This is a genomic window from Rhodoferax lacus, from assembly GCF_003415675.1.
GTDB classification, from domain to species: Bacteria; Pseudomonadota; Gammaproteobacteria; order Burkholderiales; family Burkholderiaceae_C; genus Allorhodoferax; species Allorhodoferax lacus.
This window is the reverse complement of sequence record NZ_QFZK01000008.1, coordinates 164,365-175,289: the sequence shown is the minus strand read 5'-3', so window position 1 is coordinate 175,289 and position 10,925 is coordinate 164,365. Positions and strand designations below refer to the sequence as shown.

At 53.2% G+C, this 10,925-nt stretch carries 11 protein-coding genes, 3 pseudogenes and 1 other annotated feature; of the genes and pseudogenes, 11 read left to right on the top strand and 3 right to left on the bottom strand.

Features of this window, described 5'->3' with window-relative positions; genetic code table 11:
* The first annotated feature begins 562 nt into the window (after positions 1–562).
* Positions 563–675, top strand: a sequence feature (AL1L pseudoknot).
* From DIC66_RS14075 to DIC66_RS14065, 3 genes and pseudogenes are all read right to left on the bottom strand, one after another.
* Positions 660–1,019, bottom strand: a pseudogene (locus tag DIC66_RS14075) (helix-turn-helix domain-containing protein); the annotation flags it as partial. (Overlaps the previous feature by 16 nt.)
* A 129-nt stretch (positions 1,020–1,148) precedes the next feature.
* A complete protein-coding gene (locus DIC66_RS14070; RefSeq protein ID WP_199534748.1) occupies positions 1,149–1,577 on the bottom strand; it encodes a hypothetical protein in 429 nt (142 codons plus the stop codon).
* 271 nt (positions 1,578–1,848) lie between these two features.
* Positions 1,849–2,361, bottom strand: coding sequence for a hypothetical protein (locus DIC66_RS14065; RefSeq protein ID WP_117178250.1), 513 nt, complete (start codon positions 2,359–2,361; stop codon positions 1,849–1,851).
* 993 nt (positions 2,362–3,354) lie between these two features.
* On the opposite strand from DIC66_RS14065, the gene DIC66_RS14060 reads away from it, so the two are divergent.
* The 11 genes and pseudogenes from DIC66_RS14060 to DIC66_RS14015 all read left to right on the top strand — a co-directional run.
* Positions 3,355–4,026, top strand: coding sequence for a DUF2202 domain-containing protein (locus DIC66_RS14060; protein ID WP_117178248.1), 672 nt, complete (start codon positions 3,355–3,357; stop codon positions 4,024–4,026).
* Between the two features lie 143 nt (positions 4,027–4,169).
* Entirely contained in the window at positions 4,170–5,801 is a 1,632-nt protein-coding gene (locus tag DIC66_RS22940) for a hypothetical protein (RefSeq protein ID WP_147321322.1), read from the top strand.
* 477 nt (positions 5,802–6,278) lie between these two features.
* A pseudogene (locus DIC66_RS23710) lies at positions 6,279–6,353 on the top strand (arsenical resistance protein ArsH); the annotation flags it as partial.
* A gap of 3 nt (positions 6,354–6,356) precedes the next feature.
* Positions 6,357–6,881 (top strand): sigma-70 family RNA polymerase sigma factor, encoded by a 525-nt coding sequence (locus tag DIC66_RS14050; protein WP_117178247.1) that lies wholly within the window; start codon positions 6,357–6,359, stop codon positions 6,879–6,881.
* Positions 6,882–6,957: 76 nt separating this feature from the next.
* Positions 6,958–8,004, top strand: a complete 1,047-nt coding sequence (locus DIC66_RS14045) for a permease (RefSeq protein WP_117178245.1) — start codon at positions 6,958–6,960, stop codon at positions 8,002–8,004.
* A 36-nt stretch (positions 8,005–8,040) separates the two neighbouring features.
* Complete coding sequence (locus DIC66_RS14040) at positions 8,041–8,274, top strand: thioredoxin family protein (RefSeq protein WP_117178243.1); 234 nt, start codon at positions 8,041–8,043, stop codon at positions 8,272–8,274.
* Positions 8,275–8,295: 21 nt separating this feature from the next.
* Entirely contained in the window at positions 8,296–8,526 is a 231-nt protein-coding gene (locus DIC66_RS14035; protein WP_117178241.1) for a DUF2798 domain-containing protein, read from the top strand.
* A 56-nt stretch (positions 8,527–8,582) separates the two neighbouring features.
* Complete coding sequence (locus DIC66_RS14030) at positions 8,583–9,071, top strand: rhodanese-like domain-containing protein (protein WP_117178239.1); 489 nt, start codon at positions 8,583–8,585, stop codon at positions 9,069–9,071.
* A gap of 122 nt (positions 9,072–9,193) precedes the next feature.
* Positions 9,194–10,378 carry a thiolase family protein gene (locus tag DIC66_RS14025; protein WP_117178237.1) on the top strand — a complete coding sequence of 395 codons (1,185 nt, stop codon included), beginning with the start codon at positions 9,194–9,196 and terminating at the stop codon, positions 10,376–10,378.
* 8 nt (positions 10,379–10,386) lie between these two features.
* A complete protein-coding gene (locus DIC66_RS14020; protein ID WP_117178235.1) occupies positions 10,387–10,623 on the top strand; it encodes a DUF2789 family protein in 237 nt (78 codons plus the stop codon).
* Between the two features lie 131 nt (positions 10,624–10,754).
* Positions 10,755–10,919, top strand: a pseudogene (locus DIC66_RS14015) (ABC transporter ATP-binding protein); the annotation flags it as partial.
* Between the last annotated feature and the right edge of the window lie 6 nt (positions 10,920–10,925).

The window sequence follows — 10,925 nt, the reverse complement described above, 5'->3', positions numbered from 1 at the left end:
CTGGAACCCATCGGCTACATTCCCCCTGCCGAGGCTGAAGAAAATTACTATCGGCAATTAGCCCGTCAGGCCGCAATACCGGCCTGACTTAACCCAACGGGCCTCCATGAAACCCGGGGCGATTCAGGGCTTAGATTGACCGCCAGTCTTTGCTTCAATGGCTACTTCTTGTCCGCATCTCCAATCAACGCGCCCGTCATGCACTGTACAGAGGAACTTGAGCGACTCGGCATTGCGGAAAAGGATCTTTGGAATTATTGGCAATGGGATCAGACTGAGGTTTGGCCCGTCGTGAGCCTCAAGCAATTGTCGAGCAATGGTTTTACCGTCCACGCGCGCTTGTGACATCGATAGTCAACTACACGAGCGATGTGTTCGTCCCGGAATGCATTTACATTGGCCGTCGCTCCGGTCAATGCCTTGGCTATGAGACTACGTGTTGGCTGGCAGTTGGTTGCGGCGATGCCGCACATCGAATGAAAAAAGCCATGAAAGACATAGTCGCGCAGGCAGCACTTTCACACACCAAACTGGAATCCATGGCATTACCCAGCAAGTTGCCCGCATTTTTCGCCCAGGCGGAGCTCGACCTCAAACTCAAGTCCTGATCGGAGTCATTGACCAATATCGCGATACCTACGGTGCCGAGCCGATTTGCAGGGCACGAATGCCTTGCCTGGCGACTGGCTGCTTTGCTCATGCCAGGCCCGGACGAAGTCAGTCACCGCGCTGTAGCCACCCCGATAGCCCTGCGCCTGGATCTGGGCAAACAGGGCCCGTCCTGTGCGTCGGCCCTTCTTGGGCCGATGCATGTCGGTCTTCAAGGCCTGGTCCAGAGCCACTTTGAAAGGAGAGAGCTTGCCCTCGGGCGCTTCCCTCACGTATTTGGGAGCTATGTCGCCGGGAGCTTTAAGCCACTTCTTGACGGTATTGCGTGACAGGCCGGTGGCCCTCGCAATCGCACTGGTGGAGAGTTTGTCGCGCAGTTTTAAGCGTCTTACCTTGCCGATTACGTCCATGGTGATCACCTTTTAGTACCTGCTGAATTAATCAGCAGGACAGTGGAACACCCTGGTCAATTTTGGATCGGCACTTCTCGGTCTAACTGGTCAATTTTCGGTCGGCGTCAACACCCGTGCGACGCCCGATTACTTTGTTCCACGAGGGCCTGCACCCATGCCACCGCCCCCAGCGCCTGCTCCCGACCCACCACCCATACCGTTTAAAGCAGCTCCTGCACCTGACCGTTGGGGCATGGCGGGTGGGCTAGCAGGTAACGCTATGCCTTGCGCCTGCGCCCGCTCCTGCATGCGCTTGTGGTGTTCCATCCGATAGACCTCGCGCTCTTGGACAGTCTTAAGGCTGCGCATGTGAGTGCGGAATTCATTGCGCTCAGCATCCGTCATCAATTGAGAGCCGAAGATTGGGGCTTGCAATCGATCCTGATCGCGCGCTTGATCCTGGGTTTTGCTTTGTACTCTATCCTGGGCTATGGCACTGTTACCTGCAATGGCCAAGGCCACCGCAGCAGTCGCACCACAAGTAAAATGTGAAATTTTAAATTTGCTTTTGGTCACTTCTAACTCCTATATGTAAAGCCTTTTAACACTTCATGCAAGCCCGATTCGGCACACGCTACTTCCCAAGTCATCTATATTTTTCGATCACTAAAGTTGCTGCATACTTTCATCGACTGCGGTAAATGATCGGCAAGCACTCAAGGGCCATCATTACCGATAGATCACCTACAACCTAGCCACCAATGACGCCCAGCATGGCCGCTGCAGCGCGATCTCCACTACCGCTACCCATGGCGTTACGAATCGCACCTTCCGCAAGATTGCAAATCTATTGAACCTTGAGCTGTTCTCTAGTTTGCATTTGAACTTTGTCCTGCTCCTTGAGTTGGTCCCGTGTCTTTTCCTGAATTTGATCCTGCATCTTTAACTGGTCAAGCGTTTGCAATTGGATTGCCTCCTGTGCCTGCAACTGTTCACGTATTTTCTGATTATCCTGTTCATGAAGCTTGAGTTGGTCACGCGTGCGTGTCAATAGTTGCTCTTGAACCCTGAATAGTTCACGCGTCTGTTCAAGCGCACGCTCCTGAGTTTTCAGTTGATTTCGCGTCTGCGACACCATATGATCTTGCACTCTCATTTGCTCGCGAATTCGTGCGGGAGTTTGCTGAGTAGTCATGGTAGAACCAGACGTTGTACCTCCACTTGAGCCGCCCATACTTCCTGCACCTGCACCTGCACCTGCACCTGCACCTGCACCTGCACCTGCAGCATATGCAAACCCACATAGGGCAACTGCAAAAGTCATTGAAGCTGCTACTACCTTATTTGATGTAATCTTCATTTCTCACTCCATGGTTAAGACTTTCAAGTAAAAAGTCGTGTTTGAAGATAGCGGTATTGCTAGTCACCACTCATGCGAAAACGCAAGTCGATCACAGGTATCAAGCATGGTTTCGAAAACAACTGAATCACTCAAAGCCATACTTATCAGTGAACAAAAATTTGGTGAATGCTCGTAGCCAGCGTTGCGAATTATCAAATGGTGTATGTACATCTCGAGTGAGTATTGCCGTTCGGTTTCGCGTACTCAGATGAATTTTCGGACTGCACGAAACGAGGGATCATTGTCGAAGTGGACTGTCTGGCAACGTCGAAATCCAGGAGTGGCTTCAACTGTCGAAAATTTGTAAACCCTAAAAGCGCCGATAGATGAAGACTTGATTCCTTCATCTTGACTCGCAGGTGAGGCCCCTTTCGAGGGGAGCTTTACTGCTGAAATTCAGTGAAGCCGATGAAAGCATCCTCAGATTGGCTGGTTGGTCAAGCGCCCAGCCAAGGCTTTCACACTTTCTAAGTAGGACGGGTAAATTGCCTGCCCATGAGGCGTTCTCCTGCCAGTCGAGCGCCAGTGAGTCGTATGGTCCCCGACCATCGCACCCCATCCTTCTCTGGCGGCGAAGTTCATTGGATTGAGTGTACGTTCGACTGTCTCAAAGACACGTTGGAAAGTCGCATTTGGACAGACCTCGTATCCGACTGAACTGGCTATTTTTATACTTAACACTACGTGGTGTTCGAACACATCACCGACCAATTTCCATAAATCACAACAGATACGTTCTTCCGGTCGTGGACTTTCTTATGAAATCTCAAGCGCCTAAAAACCATTAATGATTTCATAGAGATCGGTCTCAAAATTTTATAGGAGTTGTTCGTCCAGATTGCCAGTTTGCGATGAACGACCGACAAGTAGTTGCGCATTGATTGGTGAACGAAATTATCCGATTGACGGGGCCTGTCTCGTCTCAAATATTTGAAGAAATGAGGTTTGATCATGATACTGAAAAGTATGAACGGTGTATGTGCCGTCTTCTTGCTTGCTAGCTTAGCAGGCTGTGGCGGCGGAACGGGTACTGCATCACAACCGTCATCTGATGCCAACATTATTGGGACACCAAGTGTCGCAATGCTGCGCGCTTCAGTTGCGAACCACCCTGCAACCGCAATGTCCACGGAAGCGGCCGCTAGTTTGGCGTTCATGCGTGAGCAACAGCAATTGTTGTTTGAAATTTACGACTTGGATGTCAGTGTGTGGAACCTTCCACTTTTTACGAACTTGAGAGAAAGTGCTTCGACAACCTCCGAATCAGCAAAGTTGCTGCTGGATCGCTATCAACAAGCTGATCCGATGTACGGTTTGCCAAGTGGAACTTTTAAGTCACCTGAATTTCAAGCGCTTTACGAGAAGTTTGCAAATGTTACCCGCGAGAACCTAATTGAGGCACTTACGGTTTCCATCGAAATGGAAGAACTGAATGTACGTGAACTTTCGGATCAAAAGGCGCAAGTTGTGAATAACGCTGATGTCTTGATCATCTATGACAGTGTTCTTAAGGCATCGATAGGTCGCCTTGTAGCAGCCATGAGAGAACTGAATCAGCGCGGCGTGAGCTATGTTCCAAAATTCATTACTCAAGCCGAATTTGATGCCATCCTTAGGGGTTGATAGTCTGCAGAAGTATTTTCATGCATGGTCCTGTGTTGATTGCTGTATGTCCGTATAGAGCCGACATATAGAACCTAGTTAGTCAGTGAGCGCAGGTATAGCCGCCATGTCCACCCGACAAGATTTCAAAGATTGGAGTAATTATGAAAAGAGCAATCATTTATTGGCGTCACTCTGCCGTGTATACGGCCATCGCCCTGTCACTTCCGATATCCAGCGCACTGGCACAGATTACCTTGAGTGCTGCTGATACGACAAGCCTTCCCTCCACCTTCGCGTGGAGCACGGTTGCCAACAGTGAAACATTGATTCCTAACGGCGCTGGCAAGACTTTCAACAGTTTCAATCAGCCGTCAGTAAACAGTACGGGACTGGTTGCCCTTCGTGCGCGTAGCAAAGGTGGAAATGGGCAACCTCTACGCGGGATTTACTCCCGCCAAATGGGCGGTGTGGCAGGATCTCTAAAGGTGGTATTTGATACTCAGACCGAAGTGCCACAGCCTAACAACACTTTATATTCAAGCAAGCTATCGTCATTTACAGAGTTTCCAGCATTTCCGCGCATTGGGTTGACTAACAAAACCATCATCAGTCGTGGGCAATCAAACCCAGTCTGGACCTACACCCTCGCGGACGGCACGGAAACACGTACAGGAACCTCAGGGGTATATGCGTTTCGCTCTGGAGAGCGTGTGAGCGCAATGACACAACTTGGAGCAGCTCCAGGCTTTGAATATTTCACTGTTCCGGGGGCCGTTTCAGGTACCAAGTTCGACCAGTTCCCCGGGGCACCAGCAGTAGGTAATTTAAACACCACAGTCTTTAAAGGTAACTACACCGATGCAGGAATTTCCAAGACTGGCATTTTTTTCCGCACATTTAACGCTGATGCCCTCACTGCGAAGACCAAAGTAATTGCAAGCTCAAATACCTTAATACCGGGTCAGAAAGTCACCCGTTTTGGCTCTACTGCGCCTCCTAGCGCCTCCGGCTCTGACGTCGTTTTCCTGGGACTAGACATTGAGGAAGCCCCAACTATGGGCGGCATCTATCGAGCTCCGTTAGCTACAAACCCAACGCTGAAACCCTTGGTGACAATCGGTGGGCAGGTCCCCGGGGAAGCGGTCGGGGTGACGTTTACTCGTCTAGGGGAAGGACTTTCTTATGATGGGCGTTACGTCGCTTTTTGGGGGGGGTGGAGTACTGAGGAGCGAACCGTTAACCTCAAGTGCCCAGTGGATGGACAGGCAGCTGTAATTGCTTTCTGCAATACAACTTATCCAAATGGGCATGACGTGCAGGTGCTTACGCATCAGGGCATTTTTGTTTTCGATACAGAGTCGCGAAAGACTTATGTTGCCGCCAAGACTGGTGCTGATTATCTTGACTTTTTGTATTGGACATTTTCAGGACGCCCCCCTGGTGTTGGCGACGCAGATTCAGAGGATTTTGAGGACCCTCGCTGGCGTTCCGCATCTTTTGCTGCGACCTTTACCCAGAATAGCAAAGCTCAGGTTGCGTTCAAGGGCCGCAAGCAGTCGATGACTGATGGCATTTATCTCACGGTTGCGCCAGCATCGCCACAAATCATCCGTACCGTTATTGAAACTGGCATGGATGGCGCCAGGCTAGATACTCGGGCGGCTGGAATTCCGGTAACCGCTATTGGCATAGAACGAGATGGTTTGCGAAACGGATGGCTTGCGATTGCAGCCAGCATGGCAAATGAGGTTTCGAGCTGGGCGGGTGTCTACCTGACGCGTACTGCCCGTTAATGGCGTAAATACCGAGGACCGCAGTCGGCGGTTTTCGGTATTTTCAGGACGTACCGCATCATGGCCTTCATTCCAAGGATGACCCATTGATCTAAGCAGCCCGATGTGCCTTCATTTCATGGTTATTCTGTGTGGATTTGGTAGACTAACTCCTCTTTAGAAAGGCCGTGCTAGCCGATGTGGGTGCGAGTTTGGTGGTGCCTGGCACTGGACTGCTCTTGCTTCGCAAATAGGGCCTGGTAGCCACAAACTCAGTCAAACGTAATTTGAAAAAATAGAGAAAGTCATATGAATCATTGACTTGCGGGCGAAAGCCAAACTTAGGTTAAGTGCAACGAGGATGTTTTTCGCAAAATTCTAAATTAACGCAGTTAGACGCAACTAGTTCGATGAAAGCAAGGCAATAAAGTGCAACAAGAATTCTCATCAACAATTAGGCTCGCCTAGTTGGAATGCTGATTCTGAGATCTATCGTAGCTGGTGGACCGCTACAGCGAGCGCAAGGAAAGCATCGTAGAACTGAGCAAACGGGTGAACCAGAAAAGTAATTGAGATATGACTTGCCTCACGGATACCTGGGCCCTGCATGAACCTGAATTGCGCGGGTGGGCAAGGCATCGCCTGGGCAGCGCAGAGGACGCCGAAGATCTCTTGCAGGATCTCTTTCTGAAGGCATTGCGCCAAGGCGATTGGTTTTGCTCTTTGCACAACGCGCGCGCCTGGCTGTTTGAAGTGGCGCGCAACACCCTGGCGGATCGACTGCGCGTAGCACGCGATACCGTGGAGCTTCCGGATGATTTGGCCAATCTGGTCGAGGAGGCAGACACCGTCGATAGCTTGACTGCCTGCTTGCCCAGGGTTTTGTCAGAACTCGCTGATGAGGACAGAGAAGCCATCAACCTGTGTGACTTGCAAGGCATGCCTCAAGCAGATTTTGCCAAGCTAAAAGGCCTGACCTTGAGTGCAGCCAAATCCCGTCTACAGCGGGCACGCCTGCGCATGAAGCAGCAAATGACCCTGGTCTGTCAGGTCCAAACAGATCCAGAGGGGCATGTGCTGGACTTTGTTCCAAGGAGATAACGCGGGCTTACGCCCTAAACGCAAGTTTTTTTGGGTTCTCCTGCGTCTTTTGTGCTGGTTCTGCGTCTTCACTTGTATGAACACGTTTTCCATCTCGCAAAAGTCCTGGCCACTGCGTCAGCCCCTTGCCTTTTTGGTTCTGGCGGCCATTGCCTGGTTTGCCCTGTACCAGATGCTCAATCCAGGAGCCGAAGCCCTGGTCGCCGCTATGCCTGTGGATCGCGACAGCCATCTGGGTGGGGCCATTCAGTTCTTCCTTTACGACACACCCAAGGTTTTGATGCTGCTCACCGGCGTGGTGTTCGTCATGGGCATGGTCAACAGCTATTTCACCCCTGAACGCACCCGCGCAATGCTGGCCGGGAGCACCGAGGGGATTGCCAACGTCATGGCGGCCAGTTTGGGTATCGTCACCCCGTTTTGCTCCTGCTCGGCCGTGCCGCTGTTCATTGGCTTTGTGCAGGCTGGTGTGCCACTGGGCGTCACGTTCTCATTCCTGATTTCCGCTCCCATGGTCAATGAGGTGGCGCTGACACTGCTGTTTGGCATGTTCGGTTGGAAGGTGGCACTCTTGTACATGGGCTTGGGTTTGAGCGTGGCTATCGTTGCTGGTTGGACCATTGGCCGCCTGAAGATGGAAGCCTACTTGGAGGACTGGGTGCGCGACATGCCCAGGATGTCTGCCAGCTTTGAGGATACGGGCGCCACACTGGCAGACCGGATCGAAGGTGGGTTCGCCGCCGTGCGAGAGATAGTCGGCAGGGTCTGTCCCTATATTCTGGGCGGCATTGCGCTGGGTGCATTGATCCACGGCTATGTGCCCGAGGACTTCATGGCCAGCTTTATGGGCAAAGAAGCCTGGTGGTCGGTACCCCTGGCAGTGCTCATCGGTGTGCCGATGTACACCAATGCTGCTGGTGTCATTCCCATCGTTCAAGCCTTGTTGGCCAAGGGTGCGGCGCTGGGCACGGTGCTGGCCTTCATGATGAGCGTGATTGCGCTCTCGTTGCCCGAAATGATCATTCTGCGCAAGGTGCTCAAGATTCGCCTGATCGCCACCTTCGTGGCGGTGGTGGCCACCGGCATTCTGCTGGTGGGCTACGTCTTCAACGCCGTTCTGTAACTTTCACCCGATTCACGTTAACCCCAAGGAAATACCATGGAAATCAAGGTACTCGGCACAGGCTGCTCCAATTGCAAGAACACCATTGCGCTCATCGACCAGGTGGCAAAGGCCAAAGGAATCGCCGTCAAGCTGGAAAAAGTGGAAGAGCTGCGCGACATCATGGGCTACGGTGTCATGAGCACGCCCGGTGTGGTGATCAACGGCAAAGTGGTCCACGCAGGCGGCGTACCCAGCCGCGACAAGATCGAGCAATGGCTCGCTGCCTGAAGCCTCATCTGGAGCAGCACCATGCATCCCCAAAAGAAATTCCATCTGGTCTTCTCCCTCGTGATGGGGGCGTTGATGATTTTCATCATGACCTTCGTCATTTCACTTGTCAATGTGGGATGGGGTGAGCACTTCTTCCTCACCTGGATGAAGGCTTTTGCCATCGCCTATGTGGTGGGTGTTCCGGTCATATTTTTTCTGGCACCCGTCGCACGAAAGATTGCGGGAAAGGTTTTGGGTGTCACACCGTAATTGCGGCCCTGTCCAGTAGCCGCTTATTGAAAATTTGAATCACCGAAGGAACGTCTATGTTGCAAGAAGCCAAGGAAGTTTGCCCCACCACCACCCGCCGCTTGATTGGCGAGGGAGCTTTGCTGGTCGACGTGCGTGAGCCGCACGAAGTACAAGCGCTGGCATTGGATGTGGCTGAATTCCTGTGCATCCCGTTGTCCGAGTTGGAGACCCGTTGGAGCGAAATACCCAAAGACCGCGAGGTCGTGATGGTGTGCCAGGGCGGTGAGCGCAGTCTCAAGGCGACCTATTACATGCAGTACCACGGATACACGCAGGTCAGCAACATGTCGGGTGGCATTGAGAAGTGGAATAGAAAAGGCTTCCCGGTCAAAGGCCAAATGCCTGCGGGCCGAGCCGCTGCCTCCGGATGCTGCAGCTCGGAGTCTGTGGTTGGCGGGTGTGATGCAAACTCCTGTTGCGCCGGCAACGTAGTTCAGCATTCCGACACCTCATGCTGCGGGGGAGCGGCGAACGCCACGCAACAAAAGGCGAGCTGCTGCTAAGGACGCGCAAACGGGGATCGTCCGAGCTTTGTCCACGATGCCTTTGAGAGTTATCAATGGCCTGGAATCCGTTTTCTTCAAGACTGCGGGATTTGGGTTTGAGCATTTAAAGGAAAAACATCATGAATCAAAGAGAAGTATTTCTATGCAATCCCGTGCGCACAGCTATTGGCACCTACGGCGGAACGCTGAAGGACGTCCCAGCGTCTGATCTGGGTGCTGCGGTAATTCGAGATACTCTCAAGCGTTCCGGCTTGAAGGCCGGTGCTGTTCAGACCCTGGTAATGGGCAACGTGATTCAGGCGGGCTGCAAGATGAATCCGGCGCGTCAAGCCGGTATCGGCGCCGGCCTGCCGGTCGAAGTGCCTGCGCTCACGGTAAACCGCGTATGCGGCTCTGGCGCCCAGGGTGTGGTGAGTGCCGCATTGGAGATCTGGTCCGGCATGATCGACTGTGCCATTGCCGGTGGCATGGAGAACATGGACCGGGCACCCTACCTGTTGTCGCAGGGACGCTGGGGCGCACGCATGGGCGACGTCACCCTGTTCGACAGCATGCTGTACGACGGTCTGAACGATGCATTTAGCGGCAATCATTCCGGTTGGCACACCGAAGATCTGGTGGTGCAGAAAAAGATCTCACGGGAAGACCAGGATCGTTGGGCCATGCGTTCGCAGCAGCGCTTTGCTGCCGCCCAGACCGCAGGAAAGTTCGAAGCTGAAATCGCAGCCCTTGAAGTGCCTGGCCGCAAAGGCCCCATCGTATTCAAGCAAGACGAACACAACCGACCCGAAACCACGGCCGAATCACTGGCAAAGTTGAAACCAGCATTCCGCAAAGACGGTACGATCACGGCGGGCAGTGCACCCGGCCTGAATTCGGGTGCGGCTGCCATGGTGGTCGCGGAACGCCAATGGGCCCAAAGCCACGGCCTAAAACCGATGGCTCGCCTCTTGTCTTATGGCGTAGGTGCCGTGGAGCCAGGCATGTTTGGGCTTGGCCCCGTGCCCGCCGTTCGTCAGGCATTGGCTCGGGCGGGATGGTCTGTGGCAGAAGTGGACCGCGTTGAAATCAACGAGGCCTTTGCTGCGATTACGCTTGCTTGTCTGCGCGAACTGGGCTTTAGCGAAGACGTAGTCAATGTCGAAGGCGGTGCCATTGCCCATGGACATCCCATCGGTGCCAGTGGCGCAGTGCTAGCCACACGACTGATGCACTCCATGCAGCGCGACGGGCTCAAACGTGGCATTGTCACGCTATGCATTGGCGGCGGGCAGGGCATCGCACTGGCCGTGGAAATGCTGTGAGCACGGCCATGGACCCATCCGCACATCGTTTTCGCGAGCTGTTTGCCCAACTCGGCCTTGCCCATGACGAGCAAGGCATAGGGGAGTTTCTGGCGGCCCACAGTCGGTTGGCAGGCAACATCCAGTTGTCGGATGCGCCTTTTTGGACACCGGCCCAAGCAGTGTTCTTGTGCGAAGCATTGCAGCAGGATTCGGATTGGGCAGAACTGGCCGATCAATTGAGTGCGGCCCTGCGCGGGCCGTAAGGACAAATGCAACGGGTGAAGGACACAACAACAGCCATGCCCTATCCAGCAATAATCAAGGTGGGCAAATTCTCCGCGCACTGCAATCATTCACCCGGTTGAGCGAAACGCCGACTGCCAGGCGTTGATTCGCCTTGGCGGTCATGCGCATTCTCAACCGCATGGCGCTGCAGTACCAGGCAGCGGTGATCGTGGTGACGCACGACGAAAAAATCATTCCAACTTTCAAGCGCATCTACAACATCCGAGAAGGTCGCACTGTTGAAGAAGAGGGCCTTGGCCGATCCATCGACTGAGCTTGA

Bases quoted from the DNA above. Each gene is read 5' to 3' on its own strand.
- DIC66_RS14025 (WP_117178237.1), top strand. From the start codon at position 9,194: ATGAATCAAAGAGAAGTATTTCTATGCAATCCCGTGCGCACAGCTATT.
- DIC66_RS14045 (WP_117178245.1), top strand. From the start codon at position 6,958: ATGAACACGTTTTCCATCTCGCAAAAGTCCTGGCCACTGCGTCAGCCC.
- DIC66_RS14050 (WP_117178247.1), top strand. From the start codon at position 6,357: ATGACTTGCCTCACGGATACCTGGGCCCTGCATGAACCTGAATTGCGC.
- DIC66_RS14065 (WP_117178250.1), bottom strand. From the start codon at position 2,361: ATGAAGATTACATCAAATAAGGTAGTAGCAGCTTCAATGACTTTTGCA.
- DIC66_RS14030 (WP_117178239.1), top strand. From the start codon at position 8,583: ATGTTGCAAGAAGCCAAGGAAGTTTGCCCCACCACCACCCGCCGCTTG.
- DIC66_RS14040 (WP_117178243.1), top strand. From the start codon at position 8,041: ATGGAAATCAAGGTACTCGGCACAGGCTGCTCCAATTGCAAGAACACC.
- DIC66_RS22940 (WP_147321322.1), top strand. From the start codon at position 4,170: ATGAAAAGAGCAATCATTTATTGGCGTCACTCTGCCGTGTATACGGCC.
- DIC66_RS14020 (WP_117178235.1), top strand. From the start codon at position 10,387: ATGGACCCATCCGCACATCGTTTTCGCGAGCTGTTTGCCCAACTCGGC.
- DIC66_RS14060 (WP_117178248.1), top strand. From the start codon at position 3,355: ATGATACTGAAAAGTATGAACGGTGTATGTGCCGTCTTCTTGCTTGCT.
- DIC66_RS14035 (WP_117178241.1), top strand. From the start codon at position 8,296: ATGCATCCCCAAAAGAAATTCCATCTGGTCTTCTCCCTCGTGATGGGG.